Raw genomic sequence first — 19,388 nt, 5'->3', positions numbered from 1 at the left:
TAAAAAGTTTTTTAATCAAGTACCGATAGTATTTGAATAGTATGTGGACCTATTACAGAAAATACTTCATCAGTTCCTTCGATAGATACTACCAATTTTTGGAATTCGTCCGTTAAGGAAACATCCATTCCTGTAAAAGTTAATGTACCTCTATCTTCATTTGCAGGTATTACAATAGTGGTAGGGAATGAATAATTTTCCGGAGCAAGATCTGTCTCAGGTTCAATAATTACATTAAAAGTTCTTTCCGAAGAAGATACCCCGGAAATCCAATATTCAACTTCGGTAGTAACAACTTGGCCGGGTTGAAGCACTACAAGAGGAGCAGACTCTGCTGCCATCCAACGAATCCCTACAGGTCTTTCCGAATCATAGTCATCAAAATTGGTGCTACATGATGATACAAAAAGTGTAGCTAAAAATAATGTTAGAATTATATATGTTTTTTTCATCTGTTTGAATTTTAAAATTAATACCCTGGATTTTGCTGCATATTAGGGTTAGAATCAAGAGCCTCTTGAGCAATTGGTAATTGAAATTTATTACTACCCGCTGCTAAGTTTAGTACATCTGAAGGAGTTCCGGAGCCATCAGCAATATCTCCTTGGCCTCCTCTTTGTACAGCTTGCCCCCACCTTTTAATATCAAAGAATCTTTGATATTCAAAAGCAAATTCTAATCTTCTTTCTAATCGGATAGCATCTCTTAGTGCATTACCCGTCTCACCGCTAGGAGGATTAGTATATCTGTTGTTTCTTACCTGATCCAATGCTTGTCTGGCAGCAGTCTCATCTCCTATATTAAAATACGCTTCAGCTTTATTTAAATACGCTTCAGCTGCTCTAAATAATTTATAATCCACAACACCTGCTTGTCCACCTGGCCTTGCAAATAATTTCTTGATACCATTATAAGCAATTCCCCCACTTGATGCATCAAAAATATAAGCCTCTTTTCGTATATCATCACTGGCGTATAAATTAGTTAACTCAAAAGAAGCTACATATTCAGGGATTATAGTTGTAGCGGCGCCTTGACTCCAGGCAATTCCAATTGCATTACCGAGGGTAGGATTTTCGTTTACAATATAAAATATAAGTCCAGCTTTACTACTGTCCTCCCAAACACCAACCACATCGTTTCGAGGAGCAACAGCTGTTGTTACTCTATTAGCTGCTTCAACCGCATTTTGCCATTGTCCTGTATATAAATAAGCGCGTGATAATATTAAGTTAACAGCATTTCTATTTAATCTGTTAGCTGCCGGATTACTTGTATCCGAATTATTATCGTTGATCCCACTACGCGCATCTTCTAAATCCTGAATGATCATTGCATAGGTTTCGGATACAGATAGACGAGATGGAAGTAATGATGGGTCAGCTTCAGTTACATAAGCAATACCTAAACTCCCGTTTGCATCACCTGCTTGTGTAGGAATTTTTGCAAATAAAGAAGCTAAATTTAAATGTCCTAAAGCTCTAAGTGCTTTAGCTTCTGCAATTACATTTGCTTTACTCTCTCCTTCGAAAGCATCTGCATAAAATAGAACCTGATTAGCATGATAGATCATAACATATGTATCTCTATAAAGAGTTAACATCGTATTTGATGCATTATAATTGTAATCGTGCAGATATCTTTTTGTATTACGCCCAGTTTGTCCTAAAGTAGCATTATCAGCTAATACATCCGGAGCACTTAGCATAGAACCTCTATCGCTGCTTCCGTAAACTCCAGGTCTAATTAATTGGCTATATATACCGCGTAAGCCATTTTCAAAATCTTGCGCCGTCACAAATGCATTGGCAGACGCAAATCCATCAAAGGGTACTTGATCTAATTCATCTTCACAAGACACCAATAGTCCTGAGATAATAAATATGAATGTTAATTTATAAATATATTTTTTCATCGTTATTTTTTTTAATTAGAAACTTACATCTATTCCTAGTTGAATAGACTTTGTATTTGGATAACTATATAAAGTTGCCTCTCCAGGTGCTACTGCATCTGCAAAATCTATTGTTTCACCTGATGAAAGCCCTACTTCAGGATCTCCAAAAAATTCTGTGAAGGTCAATAGGTTTTGTCCCTGTACATAAATTCTAAATGAATTTATAGGTGTTCTTTCCAGAGAAACTTTTGGGAAATTATAAGAAAGTGTTATGTTTCTCATTCGAATGTAATCTCCTTTTTCTAAAAATCTATCTGAGTTAACTGCTTGTAATTCTTCTTGAGAAATTAGCGGACTTGGCAATACATTAGTGTCTCCAGGTTGTTGCCAGTAATTTAATGCTCCAACAGCTTGATTGTCATCAATATTAGCTCCATCGGAAAGTAAATTAGACTTCACAAAGTTATTGATCCAGTTTCCGGATTTAAAAACAAAATCTGTTCTCAAACCAAATCCTTTATAGACAATGTTTGAAAAGAAACCACCTTCTTTATCAGCAATGGTAGATTTTCCCTGAAAAACTCTATTGTCTCCTTCAGGCAAGTCAAGACCTCTGTATATTTGGTCATCTGCCCCATAATATAAAGGAGCTCCTGTTTCAGGATCTACCCCAGCAAAGCGAACCAGATAGTGCTCATTAATTTGAACGCCTTCTCTAAAAGCTATATTAAATGCGTTTTCAGGGAAAACATCATCACCTTCACCGTCTCCATCTAAATCCGGAAGCTCTTTGATTTCATTATCTAAGAATACAACATTTCCTCCCAAGGTCCATTTAAAATTATCTGACCTAAAAACATCTCCCTGTAATGAAACTTCCAATCCTTTATTCTCAATAACTCCTAAATTTCCTACCACTCCTACTACTTCTGGAGTTTCATTATTAACAATTCCGTCTTCAACCGCCGAAGGAATTAAGAACAATAGGTCTTCAGTTTCTCTGATAAAATAATCAACAACTCCTCGAATTCTTCTGTTGAAAAGATTAAATTCAAGTCCAACGTTGGATGTAGTTGTAGTTTCCCATTTAACAATTGGGTTACCAAAGTTATTAACAGTAGATGATGAGCCACCTGGATAAAGTACATCGTAACTCACTAAACCTTGAGATGCATAACGATCGATTCCGTCTCGATTACCTACAGTACCATAAGCAGCTCTTAACTTTAAATCGTTAATGGCGTCAACTTGAAAGAAATCTTCTTTAGCAATGTTCCATCCTATACTTCCACTCCAGAAAGTACCATATTTATTATCATCTCCAAAATTTGAAGAGCCATCTCGACGAATAGAAGCCGATGCTAAATATTTTTCTTTATAGTCATAATCAGCAAATAATCCGTAAGAAAATAATGTAAGTATATTTCTAGTTGTTTCAGTAAGAGTAGGTTCATTACCATTGAACTGCGTTGTTAGCTGTGCAGAAGGATAACCGATACTTCTTATTTGATAACCATTATTTTGATTGATGTTATACTCGATCAATCCTAATAAATTCAAATTATGATTGTTTGATTCAAGATTATAAATAAATCGGTTACTAATTGTAAAATCATAGCGGTATATACCGGTATCTAACTTGTTTCCGGGGTTTTCAGGATCTCCGATAAGTGTATCCAATATTCCACCTGGTTTTGAATAACTCTCCGTTCTTCGGTTAATAGCATTAAAAGCTGCATTTAAGCCATAACTGAAATTATCTGAAAACAATACTAGTGCATCCATGCTTGAAAGTAAATTATTTTCAATATCTATAGCTGGTTCAGATAATAATGCTCCTCGCACATTAAAATTAGTATGCGTAGGACTGTATAAAGGGTCTCCACTAGCATCCAGAACAACATTACCATCTTCGTCTAAAACAAATTCTGTTTCATATGGATTATAATCTAACATAGCTCTAAATGCGTTTTGAGCATTGTTTCTATCACGAGGTTCATCACTGGTTGATCTTGAATAACCAACATTTACACCAATCTTAAGCCAGTCTTTAGCATCAAAATTTAAGTTCAATCTTGAATTCAATCTTTCAAAACCACTTAACTGATCGATAATACCTGTATTTCTATCATGTCCAACAGAGAAATAGTAGTCCATGTTCTCAGCTCCCCCTGAAAAAGAAACATTATTGTTTTGGATGATTCCTTCTTGTAGCATCAAATCTTGCCAATCTGTCTCATTATCTAATAAGAACTGTCTTTCAGGGCTTCCGGGAGCTGTAGTAACTCCTGGGAGACTACCTGCTGCAGATACTCCTAAGGCGAATAATTCTGCCTCATATTGCATTTTCTGTTCAGCGTTCATCATTTCATAATTTGGCTTGATTCTGGAAGTAAAGCCAAATCTTGAACTAAAACGCACAACGGCATCTTTATTTCTATTACCCTTTTTAGTGGTAATCACAACAACCCCGCTTGCTCCTCTGGAACCATACCGGGCAGTTGTAGCTGCATCTTTAAGAATTGTGATGTTCTCGATATCCTCATTTGGAACATTCGCCAGATCATCTTCTCTAATTACAGCGCCATCCACTACATATAATGGAGAAGAGGCTCCTGCAGTTAAAGAACCGATACCTCTAATTCTAACAAAAGCACCTTGCCCTGGCTTACCGTTTGCAGAAGTTACCTGAACACCTGCAGCTTTACCTTGAAGTAAATTATCAATACTTGTTGTAGGGCTTAATTCAGAGATTTCTGAAGCAGAAATAGAAACTACTGCAGAAGTTTGAACCGTTTTATTTCTTGTCGAATACCCGGTAACAACAACTTCTTCAAGTAGTGCTCCTGCCACCATTGCAATGTTAATTGTATTTGCGACTCCTATGGTAACTTCCTGAGTCTCAAATCCTACATAGCTAAATACTAGGGTTTGCCCAACATTAACTGTAAGGGAGTAATTTCCATCAAAGTCAGATTGGGTACCTGTATTTGTTTCTTTAATAATAATATTCGCTCCTGGTAATGGTAGTCCTACATCATCGGATACTGTACCTGAGATCGTCTTTTCTTGTGCAAATGATATTTGCACTACTAATGCTAGTAAAAGCACTAGGATTCCACGTAATTTTTGATTCATATTATTAGTGTTTAATTAATGATACCCAAAAATGCCAATAAAATGTTAAACTGGCAAGTTTTTGAACTTAAAAATGAATGTTTATAGGGTATTATCTTGTTAGGAGTTACTTTTTTTGTTTAAAATCTAGAAGATAAGCTCAAATGTATTTTAGTATTTGAGAAACTGAAGTCCTGACTATCAGAGTTTCCATTAGCAATATTGAACTTAAATATACCTGCTTTTGTCTGTAAACCTAGGCCTATCCCAAAGCTATATAATTTTTCTTTTTGAAAAAAAGACTGATTTTCAAAATAGCCTAAATCAATAATGCTGTGGATATAAATGGATGGATTAAAAATATAACGATATTCTGTATTCAAAACCGAATAGAATGATGCATCGATACTATTTTCATCAAACCCTCTAATACTATTAATGCCACCAACCCTAAGCAACTCATTAACCAAATAAGTGTCGCTAAATAAAATACTGGAGTTGTTTTGAACAAAAATGGAATTTTTAAAATTAAGATTGAAAATATGATTAATTAGTGAAGAAAGCCTTTGCTGGTCTTCCTTTTTACTTTTAAACTCACGAATTCCAATTTCTGCATCTAAAGAGAAAAAGGTCTTTATTGGAAAAAGCGACTTGTTTTGTTGTTTGTTGTAATTGACACCAAAAATAGCATTGCGAGAGGTGTAGTCCTCTATTGCATTTCCGGCTATTAGTTCGTTGAGTAAATTGCTCGATTCGTATCCTTTATAACCACCATAGATATTTGAAGAAGGATTTACCTGATAAGTCACTCGTATTTGCTGTTCTGTAGTGACGAACGAGCTGTCTCGCTTAAATATTTTGAGCTCGGCACTTACGCCAAAAGGGGATCGAAAAAGATAGGGTAGGCTTGTTTTTACTCTAAAATTCTGCTGCTCTTTTCCATCAGCTTTGTAGTTTATAATTAGTTGTTCGCCGTAGTTCAAATTATTATTGAGTTCTAAATTAAGGTATCCGTTAAATTCTAAATTTTGAGTATCTTCATTAGTAGCAAACCCCAAAATACCATCGAAGAGGTTATTGTTTTGCTTTTTTAAATAAAAATAGACCGTGGTTGAATTTTTTCTGAATAAAGCTTCCGGAGCTTTAATGGTAGCAACAAATCCTAAATTATTTAGCACCTCATTTTGAGAAATCAATTTCTTTTGACTAAATATTTTCCCAGTTTTAACTCCGGTATAATATTTTAAATAAGACCTTGGGAATTTATCATACCCTTTAATTACTATAGAATCAATTGTTCGTTCACTATTTTCCTCTAAAACCAACCGGGCACTAAGGGATTTGTCATCAACTTTTGAAATTTCCTGTAATCTGGTTCTTGCAAAAGTATTTCCTGCTTCTGTTCTAAAAGAATTTAATTTTATTAAAGCAGCTTCAATAGTAGAAAAAGGTAGTATGAAATAATCATCCGTAACTTCCTGAGAAATTCTGTTTAATTCATTTTTGCTGAAATCTTCTTTTTGATAGTATACCTTTATATAGTGATATCTATTTCCAAAAATATATTTAGCAACATAATTGCTGTCATTTTTCTTATAAAGGTCTTTTAATTCACTTTCTATAAAACCTGCTTTTTGAAGCTTTACTATTAGTGTGTCAGTTTCTTTTTTAAGAGATAAATAATCTTTGAATAAATTTTGGAAATTTAAGCTGTCTAAAAATGTTTCGGAAACAGTAGTTTCGGCCTCAATTGCAAGTGTTAAATTTTGTGCATTTGCAGTAAGCGAAAAAGCTATATATATATTAAGGTATAAAAATATGTATAAAATACGTTTCAAAAACATTGTTTTTTGTGCTGTAAAACTAACGCTTCAAAGCGGCATTTAATATTTCAATCTCAAAATAATGAATGCTAGTTTAAAATTAATATAGTAACGTTTGATTAATTGATTTTTATTTCTACCTTTGCAAGCCCTTAAAAAGGGGTATTTTATATTAAATAAAGTGTAATACATATTTTATATGCCAACAATTTCACAATTAGTACGAAAAGGAAGAGCCAAAATAACCAAGAAGAGCAAATCGGCTGCTTTAGATTCGTGCCCTCAAAGACGAGGTGTGTGTACGCGTGTATATACTACTACACCTAAGAAACCAAACTCTGCAATGCGTAAAGTTGCAAGGGTAAGGTTAACAAATGGTAAAGAAGTAAACGCATACATCCCTGGTGAAGGTCACAACTTACAAGAGCACTCGATAGTATTGGTTAGAGGTGGAAGGGTAAAAGATTTGCCAGGTGTTAGATATCATATTGTTCGTGGCGCTTTAGACACCGCTGGTGTTGAAGGTAGAACACAACGTAGATCTAAGTACGGTGCAAAACGCCCTAAAAAGTAATCTAAAAACTTTTAAAGAGAAGACATGAGAAAAAGACAGGCCAAGAAAAGACCACTTTTACCAGACCCAAGGTTTAACGACCAGTTAGTAACACGTTTTGTGAACAACATGATGTGGGATGGAAAAAAGTCGGTGGCTTTTAAAGTGTTTTACGATGCAATTGATATCGTAGACGAGAAAAAACAAGACGATGAAAAAACGGCTCTTGAGATTTGGAAAGATGCTCTTTCCAATGTGATGCCTCACGTAGAGGTTCGTAGCCGAAGAGTTGGAGGGGCTACCTTTCAAATTCCAATGCAAATACGTCCGGACCGTAAAATTTCTACAGCAATGAAATGGCTTATAAGCTATTCAAGAAAGAGAAATGAAAAGTCTATGGCGCAAAAACTTGCTGCAGAGATTCTTGCAGCTGCAAAAGAAGAAGGTGCTGCTGTTAAGAAACGTACAGATACGCACAAGATGGCTGAAGCAAACAAAGCATTCTCACATTTCAGATTCTAAAAAATGGCACAAAGAGATTTAAAATATACAAGAAACATAGGGATTGCTGCGCATATTGATGCCGGTAAAACCACTACAACAGAGCGTGTTCTTTATTATACAGGAGTAAGCCACAAAATTGGTGAAGTTCATGATGGAGCTGCAACGATGGACTGGATGGAACAAGAACAGGAAAGAGGTATTACAATTACTTCTGCTGCAACTACTTGTACCTGGAAGTTTCCTTTAAAAAATGGAGAGCCTGTTGATGATACAAAAGATTATCATTTTAACATTATTGATACTCCTGGTCACGTAGATTTTACTGTAGAGGTAAATCGTTCATTACGTGTTTTGGATGGATTAGTTTTTCTTTTTAGTGCGGTAGATGGTGTTGAGCCTCAATCCGAAACTAACTGGAGACTTGCAGATAATTACAAAGTGCCACGTATTGGCTTTGTAAATAAAATGGACCGTCAGGGATCTAACTTTTTGGCTGTTTGTCAACAAGTAAAAGATATGTTGAAGTCTAACGCCGTACCAATTGTATTAAATATTGGTGACGAAGCAGATTTCAAAGGAGTTATTGACTTAGTAAAAAATCGTGCTATTGTATGGCATGACGAAACTATGGGGTCTACTTTCGATGTGATCGATATTCCTGAAGACATGAAAGAAGAAGCAAGAAAATACAGAGGACTTCTTATTGAAGAAGTTGCTGCATATGATGAGAACTTGCTTGAGAAATATATGGAAGACGAAGATTCTATTACTGAAGATGAGGTGCATGCTGCACTTCGTGCTGCCGTAATGGATATGTCAATCATTCCAATGATTTGTGGATCGGCATTTAAAAATAAAGGAGTTCAATTCCTTTTAGATGCAGTATGTCGTTATTTGCCTTCACCAGTAGATAAAGAAGGTATTGTTGGAATTAATCCGGATACCAATCAAGAAGAAATACGTAAGCCGGATGTAACTGCTCCTTTTGCAGCATTGGCATTTAAGATTGCTACTGATCCTTTCGTAGGGCGTTTAGCATTCTTCCGTGCATACTCAGGTAGATTAGATGCGGGTTCTTATATTTTGAACAACCGTTCAGGTAAGAAAGAGCGTATCTCTCGTATATACCAAATGCACTCTAATAAGCAAAATGCTATTGATTATATTGAAGCAGGTGATATTGGAGCAGCAGTAGGGTTTAAAGATATCAAGACAGGTGATACCATGTCTGATGAGAAACACCCAATAGTTCTTGAATCTATGGATTTCCCGGATCCGGTAATTGGTATTGCCGTAGAGCCTAAGACAAAAGCAGATGTTGATAAACTAGGGATGGCCTTGGCTAAACTTGCTGAAGAGGATCCTACATTTACAGTTCGTACAGATGAGGCTTCAGGACAGACAATTATCTCCGGAATGGGTGAACTTCACTTAGATATTATTGTAGACAGATTGAGACGTGAGTTCAAGGTTGAGGTAAACCAAGGACAACCGCAGGTTGAGTACAAAGAAGCTGTAACGCGTGATGCGGATCATAGAGAAGTGTACAAAAAACAATCCGGTGGTCGTGGTAAGTTTGCTGATATCGTATTTACATTAGGACCTAGTGAAGATGGAAAAGACGGACTTGAATTTGTAAATCAAGTAAAAGGTGGTAATGTTCCTAAAGAATTTATCCCATCAGTAGAAAAAGGATTCAAACAAGCTATGGTCAATGGGCCATTAGCAGGATTTGAAGTTGATAGCTTAAAGGTAACTCTTAAGGACGGATCTTTCCACCCTGTGGATTCTGATGCACTGTCTTTTGAGCTTGCAGCTAAGATGGGCTTCAAGGCTGTTGCAAAACAAGCTGGAGCTGTAATTCTTGAACCTATTATGAAATTGGAGGTAATTACTCCGGAAGAAAACATGGGTGATATTGTAGGTGATTTGAACCGACGTCGTGGACAGGTAAATGACATGAGCGATAGAGCAGGAGCTAAAGTTGTTAAAGCTGAAGTGCCACTTTCTGAAATGTTTGGTTATGTAACTACATTGAGAACATTATCATCAGGACGTGCAACTTCAACTATGGAATTTTCACACTATGCTGAAACTCCTTCAAATATTTCTGAAGAAGTAATCGCAGCAGCAAGAGGAACCGCTAACGTATAATATTTCAGCAATGAGTCAAAAAATAAGAATAAAACTTAAATCGTACGATCACAATTTAGTGGACAAATCTGCTGAAAAAATCGTTAAGACCGTAAAAAGTACAGGTGCAGTAGTAACGGGACCTATTCCATTGCCTACACACAAAAAGATTTTTACAGTATTACGTTCACCGCACGTAAACAAGAAGAGTAGAGAACAGTTTCAATTGAGTTCTTACAAAAGATTATTGGACATCTATAGCTCTTCTTCAAAAACAATTGACGCTCTAATGAAATTGGAGTTGCCAAGTGGCGTGGAAGTAGAGATCAAAGTATAAGTGATTTTTCTGAAACACTATAGTTTCAGTAACATGTCCGGAGCCGTGAGCGAAGGAAAAACGGAACAAAATACAATTCAGGGTTGAATTTTATTTTGACCCTGTTTTTTTCTAGAAGAGTTTTCTTTTAGAAGTAATAAAAAGAGAAATAATTAATAACTAATAATAATTAAATATGTCTGGGTTAATTGGAAAAAAGATAGGAATGACCAGCATCTTTGACGAGAACGGTAAAAACTTACCGTGCACCGTTATCGAAGCAGGCCCCTGTGTTGTTACCCAAGTCAGAACCAAAGAGGTTGACGGGTACGAAGCTCTTCAACTTGGTTTCGATGACAAGAAGACTGTTACAAAAGCTGCCGAAGGGCATGCTAAAAAAGCAGGAACCGTTGCAAAACGTAAAGTCGCCGAATTCCAAGGATTTGAAGAAGAATATAAATTAGGTGATATAATCACTGTAGAACACTTTACCGAAGGCGAGTTTGTGGACGTTTCCGGAACTTCAAAAGGTAAAGGATTCCAAGGAGTTGTAAAACGTCATGGTTTTGCCGGTGTAGGTCAAGCTACTCACGGACAACATAACCGTTTAAGAGCTCCTGGTTCTATTGGTGCAGCATCCTATCCTGCGAGAGTATTCAAAGGGATGAAGATGGCTGGACAAATGGGGAATGAGAAAGTGAAAGTACAAAACTTGAAAGTGTTAAAAGTAGTTGCTGAAAAGAACCTGCTTGTAGTGAAAGGGTGTGTTCCCGGACACAAAAACGCTTACGTAATGATTCAGAAATAATGAAGGTAGCTGTATTAGATATAAACGGAAAAGACACAGGCAGGAAAGTAGAACTTTCTAAAGATGTGTTTGGAATAGAGCCTAACAATCATGCTGTTTACCTTGATGTGAAGCAATACCTTGCCAATCAAAGACAAGGAACACATAAAGCAAAAGAGCGTGCTGAAATTACTGGTTCGACCAGGAAGATCAAAAAACAAAAGGGAACTGGTACTGCTCGTGCAGGAAGTATCAAGTCTGGAATATTTAAAGGTGGTGGTAGAATGTTTGGTCCAAGACCAAGGAGCTACTCCTTTAAATTGAATAAGAACTTAAAGCGTCTTGCGCGTCGTTCTGCATTGAGTATCAAGGCAAATGACAAAGCAATTGTAGTGCTTGAAAACCTTGATTTTGAAGAGCCTAAAACAAAGAATTTCACATCTGTTTTAAAGTCATTAGGACTTGAAAACAAAAAATCTTTGTTTGTGTTGGGAGAGTTAAATAATAATGTATATTTGTCGTCTCGCAATTTGAAAGGTACTGAAGTTGTAACTAACTCAGAACTAAGCACTTATAAAATTATGAATGCAAACAGTCTTGTGCTGTTTGAAAGTTCTTTGGAAGGAATTGAAACAAACTTAAGTAAATAGAAACAAGATGAATATCTTAATAAAACCTATTATTACGGAAAAAGCTACTACCGATGCGGAGATCAATAACCGATATGGTTTTGTAGTAAACCCAAAGGCGAACAAGGTAGAAATCAAGAAAGCGGTGGAAGCTGCTTACGGAGTTTCTGTTGAAAAAGTTCGTACAATGAATGTCCGCCCAAACAGGAAAACCCGCTATACAAAAACGGGTATCCAAACTGGTAAAACAAATGCTTATAAAAAAGCAATTGTACAGGTGGCGGAAGGTGATACAATAGATTTTTACAGTAACATCTAAGCTTGCTTAGATTTAATTAGACAAAAATGTCAGTAAGAAAATTAAAACCTATCACCCCAGGTCAGCGTTTTAGAGTTGTAAATGGATTTGACGCCATAACAACTGATAAGCCGGAGAAAAGTTTATTAGCTCCGAATAAGAGATCTGGTGGTAGAAATAGTCAAGGAAAAATGACCATGCGCTACATAGGTGGTGGTCATAAAAGAAAATATCGAATTATCGATTTTAAACGTGACAAAGCAGGAATCCCTGCAACGGTTGCGTCTATAGAATATGATCCAAACCGTACAGCATTTATTGCATTGGTGAATTACCAAGATGGTGAGAAGCGCTATGTAATTGCGCAGAACGGTCTTCAAGTTGGGCAAAACATAGTTTCCGGAGAGAAAGTTGCTCCCGAAATTGGAAACGCAATGACACTTGCCAACATTCCATTAGGTACCATAATTTCTTGTATAGAATTACGTCCCGGCCAAGGAGCTGTTCTAGCACGTAGTGCAGGAGCATTTGCTCAACTTATGGCAAGAGACGGAAAATATGCTACTGTTAAATTACCTTCCGGGGAAACACGATTAGTCTTAGTTACCTGTATGGCAACTATTGGAGCTGTTTCAAACAGTGACCACCAATTGTTAGTATCTGGTAAAGCAGGTAGATCAAGATGGTTAGGAAGAAGACCTCGTACAAGACCTGTGGTAATGAACCCTGTTGATCACCCGATGGGTGGTGGTGAAGGAAAATCTTCAGGAGGTCACCCACGTTCTAGAAACGGTATTCCTGCAAAAGGATATAGAACCCGTTCTAAAACTAAAGCTAGTAACAAATACATAATCGAACGTAGAAAGAAATAAGCTATGGCAAGATCATTAAAAAAAGGACCTTACGTTCACTATAAGTTAGAACAAAAAGTACAACAAAATGTTGAGTCTAAAAAAAAGACTGTGATCAAGACTTGGTCACGAGCTTCAATGATTACTCCGGATTTTGTTGGACAAACCATAGCAGTACATAACGGGCGCCAATTTGTGCCGGTATATGTTACTGAAAATATGGTAGGACATAAATTAGGAGAATTTTCACCTACAAGATCATTCCGTGGTCACGCTGGTGCAAAAAATAAAGGAAAAAAATAATAGGCCATGGGAGTTCGTAAAAGAGAAAGAGCAGAACAGATCAAGGAAGCAAAAAAGACAATGTACTTTGCTAAATTGAACAATTGCCCTACATCACCAAGAAAAATGCGTCTAATGGCGGATCTAATTAGAGGTGAGAAAGTAGACAAAGCGCTTAATATTTTAAAGTTCAGTTCTAAAGAATCATCTCGCCGTTTAGAGAAACTTGTTTTGTCTGCAATTGCAAACTGGCAAGCTAAGAACGAAGATGCTTCTGTAGAAGATGCAGATCTTTTTATTAAGGAGATTCGTGTGGATAGCGGAACGATGTTGAAAAGACTTCGTCCTGCACCACAAGGTCGCGCACACAGAATTAGAAAACGTTCCAATCACGTAACACTCGTGTTGGGAGCTAACGATAACACACAAAGCAATTAATAAATGGGACAAAAGACAAATCCAATCGGGAATCGCCTGGGTATTATTAGAGGATGGGAATCCAACTGGTACGGAGGTAACGACTACGGTGATAAATTAGCCGAAGACGACAAGATTAGAAAATATGTTCACGCTCGTTTAAGTAAAGCTAGTGTGTCCAGAGTAATTATTGAGCGAACACTAAAGCTTGTAACCGTTACTATTACTACTGCCCGTCCCGGTATTATTATCGGTAAAGGTGGTCAGGAAGTAGACAAGCTAAAAGAAGAGCTTAAGAAAATTACTGGTAAAGAAGTCCAGATCAATATCCATGAGATTAAAAGACCGGAATTAGATGCCTTTTTAGTAGGAGCTAGTGTTGCAAGACAAATTGAAAACAGAATTTCATATCGTCGTGCAATTAAAATGGCTATTGCTGCTGCAATGCGTATGAACGCTGAAGGTATTAAAATTCAAATTTCAGGTCGTTTAAATGGAGCTGAGATGGCACGTTCAGAATCTTATAAAGATGGACGTATTCCTTTATCAACATTTAGAGCCGATATAGACTATGCTTTAGTTGAGGCACACACTACTTATGGTAGATTGGGTGTTAAAGTATGGATTATGAAAGGTGAAGTATATGGAAAAAGAGAACTTTCTCCCCTGGTTGGTTTAGCCAAGAAAGGTGGAAAAGGTGGATCCGGGCGAGGTGGTAATAACAAATCACGTCGTAGAAAGTAATTTTTTAAATAAGAAAAAATGTTACAACCTAAGAGAACAAAATACCGTAAACAACAAAAAGGCCGTATGAAAGGTAATGCCGGACGAGGTAATCAACTAGCCTACGGAACTTTTGGTATTAAGTCTTTAGATTCAAATTTCTTGACAGCACGTCAAATAGAAGCTGCACGTATTGCCGCTACCCGTTATATGAAAAGAGAAGGTTCTATCTGGATTATGATATTCCCGGATAAACCTATTACGAAGAAACCTTTAGAGGTACGTATGGGTAAAGGTAAAGGTGCTGTAGAATATTGGGCAGCTGTTGTTAAACCTGGTAGAATTTTGTTTGAAGTTTCCGGAGTTTCTTTGGAAACTGCAAAAGAAGCCTTGCGTCTTGCGGCTCAAAAGCTTCCTGTAAAAACAAAATTTATCATGTCTAGAGATTATCAAGCTTAATTTTTTTTGAAAAATGAAACAATCAGAGATAAACGAGACATCAACAGCAGAGCTTCAGGAGAAACTAACTGAATCTAAAAAAGCATATTCAGATCTAAAAATGGCACATGCCATTTCACCGTTGGAAAATCCAATTCAACTAAGATCGCATAGAAGAACCATTGCGAGAATTGCGACAGAACTAACTAAAAGAAAAGTACAATAACTGTGCGAAGCTTAAAGATGGAAAAAAGAAACTTAAGAAAAGAACGTATTGGGGTAGTTACCAGTAGCAAAATGGAAAAATCTATTGTTGTTGCAGAAGTTAAAAAAGTAAAACACCCTATGTACGGAAAGTTCGTGTTAAAAACGAAAAAATACGTTGCGCACGATGAGAAAAACGACTGTAACGAAGGAGATACTGTAAAGATCATGGAAACAAGACCTTTGAGTAAAACCAAATGTTGGAGGTTAGTAGAAATAATTGAAAGAGCGAAGTAACCATGATACAACAAGAATCAAGACTAAAAGTAGCAGACAACACCGGTGCTAAAGAAGTGCTTACAATTAGAGTGTTGGGCGGTACAAAAAAGAGATATGCTTCTATTGGAGATAAAATTGTAGTGACTGTAAAAGAGGCTACTCCCAATGGAACTATTAAAAAAGGAGCCGTTTCTACTGCAGTAGTGGTACGTACCGTGAAAGAAGTTAGAAGACCGGATGGTTCATACATCCGTTTTGACGACAATGCATGTGTGCTTTTAAACCCACAAGGGGAAATGAGAGGAACACGTGTTTTTGGCCCGGTTGCCAGAGAACTTCGTGACAAACAATTTATGAAAATAGTATCATTGGCGCCAGAGGTGCTTTAATACGAAAATTAAGATGGCAAAGCTTAAAATAAAATCAGGAGATACAGTAGTTGTTACTACCGGAGAACATAAAGGTTCCGAAGGTAAAGTAATGAAAGTATTTCTTGACAAAAACAAAGCAATAGTAGAAGGAGTGAACACTGTGAAGAAACATGAGAAGCCTAGTGCTGCAAATCCTCAGGGCGGAATCACAGAAAAAGAAGCTCCTATTCATATTTCTAATCTTGCATTGTTAGATCCAAAATCTGGTGAAGCAACACGCGTAGGATATAGAATGGAAGATGGTAAAAAAGTACGATTTTCTAAAAAATCGAATCAAGTATTATAGTTATGGGATATATACCAAGACTTAAGGAAGAGTACAAGAGCAGAGTAATAAATGCTCTTACAGATGAGTTTGGCTACAAAAATGTAATGCAAGTACCAAAACTAGAGCGCATTGTTGTGTCTCGTGGGGTAGGTGCTGCTGTAGCAGACAAAAAACTAATTGACTATTCTGTAGAAGAATTGACCAATATTACTGGTCAAAAAGCAATTCCAACAATCTCCAAAAAAGATGTAGCAACTTTTAAACTTCGTAAAGGAATGCCAATTGGTGCTATGGTTACGTTACGTGGTGAGCGAATGTATGAGTTTTTAGATAGACTGGTAACATCTGCATTGCCAAGGGTGCGTGATTTTAACGGAATTAAAGCTACTGGTTTTGATGGTAGAGGTAATTACTCTTTGGGTATTACCGAACAAATTATTTTTCCTGAAATCGATATCGATAAAGTGAAGAAGATTGAAGGAATGAATATTACATTTGTAACTTCTGCCGGAACCGATAAAGAAGCAAAATCATTACTAACAGAACTAGGATTACCCTTTAAAAAGAACTAACAGATGGCTAAAGAATCAATGAAAGCCCGCGAGGTTAAAAGAGCAAAAATGGTTGCAAAGTATGCTGAAAAACGCAAGGCTTTAAAAGAAGCTGGTGATTGGGAAGGTTTACAAAAACTTCCAAAAAATGCTTCACCGGTACGTCAACATAACCGTTGTAAATTAACCGGAAGACCTAAAGGGTATATGAGAACATTTGGTATTTCTCGTGTAACTTTCCGCGAAATGGCCAATCAAGGTTTAATTCCAGGAGTTCGTAAGGCTAGTTGGTAAAATTATAAATAGGTTGCAGGTTCGGCAAACATCGAAAACCGCTTCCGTAAATTAAAACAAATGACAACAGATCCAATCGCAGATTTTCTAACCAGAGTTAGAAATGCAGTTAAAGCAGGACACAGAGTAGTTGAAGTTCCCGCTTCGAACCTTAAAAAGGAGATCACAAAGATTTTATTTGATCAAGGTTATATATTAAGCTACAAATTTGAAGATGATAAAGGACCACAAGGAACTATAAAGATCGCTTTGAAATATGATAAGCTTACTAAAGACCCTGTTATCAAAAAGATTCAAAGAATTAGTAAACCAGGTTTACGTAAATATGCAGGTTCATCAGAATTACCACGGATCTTAAATGGTTTGGGTATTGCTATTGTTTCTACTTCAGCAGGAGTAATGACAGGAAAGCAAGCACAAGCACAGAACGTTGGTGGTGAAGTATTGTGTTACGTATACTAATTAATTAAAGACAATAAGAAATGTCAAGAATAGGTAATAACCCGGTAGCGATCCCAGAAGGAGTTACAGTCGATATAAAAGACAACGTAATAACAGTGAAGGGAAAATTAGGTGAGTTAACTCAGGAGTACTCTGATGTGAATATAAAAGTTGAAGATGGAAACGTAGAAGTTGCGCGTCCTTCAGATGCAAAAGATCACAGAGCAAAACACGGTTTATATAGATCTTTGATTTATAATATGATCGAAGGTGTATCTAAGGGATGGTCTAAAGAACTGGAATTAGTTGGTGTAGGATATCGTGCTACCAACCAAGGACAAAAACTAGATTTGGCAATTGGTTTCTCTCACAACATTGTGTTAGACATTGCCCCGGAAGTAAAAGTGGAAACCGTTTCTGAAAAAGGAAAGAACCCAATCATAAAATTAACATCTCACGACAAACAATTAGTTGGACAGGTAGCTGCAAAAATTCGCGCCTTCCGTAAGCCGGAACCTTATAAAGGAAAAGGTATCAAGTTTGTAGGTGAACAAATAAGAAGAAAAGCAGGTAAATCTGCATAACAAATATAGTTATGGCATTATCAAAGAACGATAGAAGAGATCGTATTCGTTTCAGAATAAGAAAAACTGTTTCAGGAACAGAGCAACGTCCGCGTTTAGCTGTTTTCAGAAGTAACAAAGAGATTTATGCGCAACTTATTGACGATGTAACCGGGAAAACAATTACCGCTGCATCATCAAGAGACAAAGATATTGACGCTTCAAAGATCAATAAAACTGAAGCGGCAAAACTAGTAGGAAAATCAATTGCCGAAAAAGCTGTAAAAGCAGGTGTCGAAACCGTATCTTTTGACAGAGGTGGTTACCTATATCACGGAAGAGTAAAATCATTAGCTGAAGGAGCTCGCGAAGGCGGCCTTAAATTCTAAGTAGTATGTATCAAGATTATAAAAACGTAGAATTAGTAAAACCAGGAGGTCTTGAATTAAAAGACCGTTTAGTAGGTGTACAACGTGTTACTAAAGTGACTAAAGGGGGTAGAGCCTTCGGATTTTCAGCTATTGTTGTAGTTGGTGATGAAAACGGTGTTGTAGGACATGGCCTTGGAAAGTCTAAAGATGTAGCAAGTGCAATTGCAAAAGCTATTGAAGACGCTAAGAAAAACCTGGTTCGAATTCCATTAAATAGAGCCACCCTTCCCCATGAACAAAAAGGGAAATATGGTGGAGCAAGAGTAAATCTTTTACCGGCTGCTCCCGGTACCGGAGTAATTGCCGGTGGAGCTGTACGGGCCGTGTTGGAAGCAGTAGGAGTGCATGATGTATTGTCTAAGTCACAAGGTTCTTCTAACCCTCATAATGTGGTTAAAGCAACTTTTGATGCATTATTGCAATTACGTAGTGCGCAAACTGTAGCAAAACAACGCGGGATCTCTTTGGAGAAATTGTATAAAGGATAAATGATTTAAGAAACTAGAAGATGGCAAAAATTAAGGTAACTAAGGTAAAGAGTGCAATTAACCGCACAAAGAACCAAAAAAGAACGCTGGAAGCGTTAGGCCTTCACAAGATAGGTCAAACGGTTGAGCATGAAGACACGCCAAACATTCTTGGTATGGTAACTAAAGTTAAACACTTAGTTTCAGTAGAAACTAAATAAGATATATACAATGGATTTAAGTAACTTAAAACCTGCAAAAGGTTCGGTTAGTAATAAAGGAAAACGCGTAGGACGTGGTCAAGGTTCTGGTAAAGGAGGAACTGCAACTCGCGGACATAAGGGGGCTAAGTCCCGTTCCGGATACTCTAAGAAAATTGGATTTGAAGGAGGGCAAATGCCATTGCAACGCCGAGTTCCTAAGTTTGGTTTTACAAACATTAACCGTAAAGAATATCAAGGAGTTAATCTTGATGTTATCCAGCAATTAGTGGATGATAAAAAAATAAAAGGTACTGTAGACTTTGATACCCTAGTTGGTTTGGGTCTTGTCGGTAAAAATGAAATGGTGAAAATTTTAGGAAGAGGAGAATTGACCGCTAAATTAACAGTAACAGCACACAAATTTACTGCTACAGCTCAAAAAGCAATTGAAGCTGCCGGTGGTGAAGTAGTAACTTTGTAATTCCAGC

28 protein-coding genes are annotated in these 19,388 nt (G+C 36.9%); 24 read left to right on the top strand and 4 right to left on the bottom strand.

Features of this window, described 5'->3' with window-relative positions; genetic code table 11:
• Positions 1 to 11: 11 nt before the first annotated feature.
• The 4 genes from ACY2RT_RS11110 to ACY2RT_RS11095 form a co-directional block, all read right to left on the bottom strand.
• Positions 12 to 452 (bottom strand): hypothetical protein, encoded by a 441-nt coding sequence (locus tag ACY2RT_RS11110; protein WP_490155982.1) that lies wholly within the window; start codon positions 450 to 452, stop codon positions 12 to 14.
• 17 nt (positions 453 to 469) lie between these two features.
• Positions 470 to 1,915 (bottom strand): RagB/SusD family nutrient uptake outer membrane protein, encoded by a 1,446-nt coding sequence (locus ACY2RT_RS11105; RefSeq protein WP_490155981.1) that lies wholly within the window; start codon positions 1,913 to 1,915, stop codon positions 470 to 472.
• 15 nt (positions 1,916 to 1,930) lie between these two features.
• Positions 1,931 to 5,035, bottom strand: a complete 3,105-nt coding sequence (locus ACY2RT_RS11100; RefSeq protein WP_490155980.1) for a SusC/RagA family TonB-linked outer membrane protein — start codon at positions 5,033 to 5,035, stop codon at positions 1,931 to 1,933.
• Between the two features lie 119 nt (positions 5,036 to 5,154).
• A complete protein-coding gene (locus ACY2RT_RS11095) occupies positions 5,155 to 6,852 on the bottom strand; it encodes a BamA/TamA family outer membrane protein (protein WP_490155979.1) in 1,698 nt (565 codons plus the stop codon).
• A 184-nt stretch (positions 6,853 to 7,036) separates the two neighbouring features.
• On the opposite strand from ACY2RT_RS11095, the gene rpsL reads away from it, so the two are divergent.
• The 24 genes from rpsL to rplO all read left to right on the top strand — a co-directional run bounded on the left by rpsL (position 7,037) and on the right by rplO (position 19,381).
• Positions 7,037 to 7,411 (top strand): 30S ribosomal protein S12, encoded by a 375-nt coding sequence (rpsL, locus tag ACY2RT_RS11090; RefSeq protein ID WP_010230128.1) that lies wholly within the window; start codon positions 7,037 to 7,039, stop codon positions 7,409 to 7,411.
• Positions 7,412 to 7,435: 24 nt separating this feature from the next.
• Complete coding sequence (rpsG, locus tag ACY2RT_RS11085; RefSeq protein WP_490155978.1) at positions 7,436 to 7,912, top strand: 30S ribosomal protein S7; 477 nt, start codon at positions 7,436 to 7,438, stop codon at positions 7,910 to 7,912.
• A 3-nt stretch (positions 7,913 to 7,915) separates the two neighbouring features.
• Positions 7,916 to 10,048: an elongation factor G gene (fusA, locus tag ACY2RT_RS11080; RefSeq protein ID WP_490155977.1), complete on the top strand. Its 2,133-nt coding sequence runs from the start codon at positions 7,916 to 7,918 to the stop codon at positions 10,046 to 10,048.
• Between the two features lie 10 nt (positions 10,049 to 10,058).
• Positions 10,059 to 10,364 (top strand): 30S ribosomal protein S10, encoded by a 306-nt coding sequence (gene rpsJ / locus ACY2RT_RS11075; RefSeq protein WP_010181931.1) that lies wholly within the window; start codon positions 10,059 to 10,061, stop codon positions 10,362 to 10,364.
• Between the two features lie 175 nt (positions 10,365 to 10,539).
• A complete protein-coding gene (gene rplC / locus ACY2RT_RS11070; protein WP_490155976.1) occupies positions 10,540 to 11,151 on the top strand; it encodes a 50S ribosomal protein L3 in 612 nt (203 codons plus the stop codon).
• Positions 11,151 to 11,780 (top strand): 50S ribosomal protein L4, encoded by a 630-nt coding sequence (gene rplD, locus ACY2RT_RS11065; RefSeq protein ID WP_490155975.1) that lies wholly within the window; start codon positions 11,151 to 11,153, stop codon positions 11,778 to 11,780. Before rplC ends, rplD begins: the two co-directional genes overlap by 1 nt.
• 7 nt (positions 11,781 to 11,787) lie before the next feature.
• Positions 11,788 to 12,078, top strand: coding sequence for a 50S ribosomal protein L23 (rplW, locus tag ACY2RT_RS11060; RefSeq protein WP_490155974.1), 291 nt, complete (start codon positions 11,788 to 11,790; stop codon positions 12,076 to 12,078).
• A 26-nt stretch (positions 12,079 to 12,104) separates the two neighbouring features.
• On the top strand, positions 12,105 to 12,929 hold the full coding sequence (gene rplB, locus ACY2RT_RS11055; protein ID WP_490155973.1) for a 50S ribosomal protein L2: 825 nt from the start codon (positions 12,105 to 12,107) through the stop codon (positions 12,927 to 12,929).
• Positions 12,930 to 12,932: 3 nt separating this feature from the next.
• Complete coding sequence (gene rpsS / locus ACY2RT_RS11050) at positions 12,933 to 13,211, top strand: 30S ribosomal protein S19 (RefSeq protein ID WP_490155972.1); 279 nt, start codon at positions 12,933 to 12,935, stop codon at positions 13,209 to 13,211.
• A gap of 6 nt (positions 13,212 to 13,217) precedes the next feature.
• Complete coding sequence (gene rplV / locus ACY2RT_RS11045; protein WP_490155971.1) at positions 13,218 to 13,628, top strand: 50S ribosomal protein L22; 411 nt, start codon at positions 13,218 to 13,220, stop codon at positions 13,626 to 13,628.
• A gap of 3 nt (positions 13,629 to 13,631) precedes the next feature.
• The gene (gene rpsC / locus ACY2RT_RS11040) at positions 13,632 to 14,351 is read left to right on the top strand and encodes a 30S ribosomal protein S3 (RefSeq protein WP_490155970.1); all 720 of its coding nucleotides are present in this window, start codon (positions 13,632 to 13,634) and stop codon (positions 14,349 to 14,351) included.
• Between the two features lie 18 nt (positions 14,352 to 14,369).
• Positions 14,370 to 14,789 carry a 50S ribosomal protein L16 gene (rplP, locus tag ACY2RT_RS11035; protein WP_490155969.1) on the top strand — a complete coding sequence of 140 codons (420 nt, stop codon included), beginning with the start codon at positions 14,370 to 14,372 and terminating at the stop codon, positions 14,787 to 14,789.
• A 13-nt stretch (positions 14,790 to 14,802) separates the two neighbouring features.
• Entirely contained in the window at positions 14,803 to 14,994 is a 192-nt protein-coding gene (rpmC, locus tag ACY2RT_RS11030) for a 50S ribosomal protein L29 (RefSeq protein WP_490155968.1), read from the top strand.
• A 17-nt stretch (positions 14,995 to 15,011) separates the two neighbouring features.
• Positions 15,012 to 15,269 (top strand): 30S ribosomal protein S17, encoded by a 258-nt coding sequence (gene rpsQ / locus ACY2RT_RS11025; protein ID WP_186987668.1) that lies wholly within the window; start codon positions 15,012 to 15,014, stop codon positions 15,267 to 15,269.
• Positions 15,270 to 15,271: 2 nt separating this feature from the next.
• Positions 15,272 to 15,640: a 50S ribosomal protein L14 gene (gene rplN / locus ACY2RT_RS11020; protein ID WP_490155967.1), complete on the top strand. Its 369-nt coding sequence runs from the start codon at positions 15,272 to 15,274 to the stop codon at positions 15,638 to 15,640.
• A 13-nt stretch (positions 15,641 to 15,653) separates the two neighbouring features.
• On the top strand, positions 15,654 to 15,968 hold the full coding sequence (rplX, locus tag ACY2RT_RS11015; protein ID WP_490155966.1) for a 50S ribosomal protein L24: 315 nt from the start codon (positions 15,654 to 15,656) through the stop codon (positions 15,966 to 15,968).
• Between the two features lie 2 nt (positions 15,969 to 15,970).
• A complete protein-coding gene (gene rplE / locus ACY2RT_RS11010; RefSeq protein ID WP_490155965.1) occupies positions 15,971 to 16,522 on the top strand; it encodes a 50S ribosomal protein L5 in 552 nt (183 codons plus the stop codon).
• 3 nt (positions 16,523 to 16,525) lie between these two features.
• Positions 16,526 to 16,795, top strand: a complete 270-nt coding sequence (rpsN, locus tag ACY2RT_RS11005; RefSeq protein WP_490155964.1) for a 30S ribosomal protein S14 — start codon at positions 16,526 to 16,528, stop codon at positions 16,793 to 16,795.
• A gap of 60 nt (positions 16,796 to 16,855) precedes the next feature.
• Positions 16,856 to 17,257 carry a 30S ribosomal protein S8 gene (gene rpsH / locus ACY2RT_RS11000; protein ID WP_490155963.1) on the top strand — a complete coding sequence of 134 codons (402 nt, stop codon included), beginning with the start codon at positions 16,856 to 16,858 and terminating at the stop codon, positions 17,255 to 17,257.
• A gap of 20 nt (positions 17,258 to 17,277) precedes the next feature.
• Complete coding sequence (rplF, locus tag ACY2RT_RS10995) at positions 17,278 to 17,820, top strand: 50S ribosomal protein L6 (RefSeq protein ID WP_490155962.1); 543 nt, start codon at positions 17,278 to 17,280, stop codon at positions 17,818 to 17,820.
• Positions 17,821 to 17,831: 11 nt separating this feature from the next.
• On the top strand, positions 17,832 to 18,188 hold the full coding sequence (gene rplR, locus ACY2RT_RS10990) for a 50S ribosomal protein L18 (RefSeq protein ID WP_490155961.1): 357 nt from the start codon (positions 17,832 to 17,834) through the stop codon (positions 18,186 to 18,188).
• A 5-nt stretch (positions 18,189 to 18,193) separates the two neighbouring features.
• Positions 18,194 to 18,718: a 30S ribosomal protein S5 gene (rpsE, locus tag ACY2RT_RS10985; protein ID WP_490155960.1), complete on the top strand. Its 525-nt coding sequence runs from the start codon at positions 18,194 to 18,196 to the stop codon at positions 18,716 to 18,718.
• A 20-nt stretch (positions 18,719 to 18,738) separates the two neighbouring features.
• The gene (gene rpmD / locus ACY2RT_RS10980) at positions 18,739 to 18,918 is read left to right on the top strand and encodes a 50S ribosomal protein L30 (protein WP_490155959.1); all 180 of its coding nucleotides are present in this window, start codon (positions 18,739 to 18,741) and stop codon (positions 18,916 to 18,918) included.
• Positions 18,919 to 18,928: 10 nt separating this feature from the next.
• The gene (gene rplO / locus ACY2RT_RS10975; protein ID WP_490155958.1) at positions 18,929 to 19,381 is read left to right on the top strand and encodes a 50S ribosomal protein L15; all 453 of its coding nucleotides are present in this window, start codon (positions 18,929 to 18,931) and stop codon (positions 19,379 to 19,381) included.
• Positions 19,382 to 19,388: the final 7 nt, after the last annotated feature.

Source organism: Ulvibacter sp. 2210JD10-4 (assembly GCF_058148525.1).
This window is presented reverse-complemented; position numbering and strand designations above follow the sequence as displayed.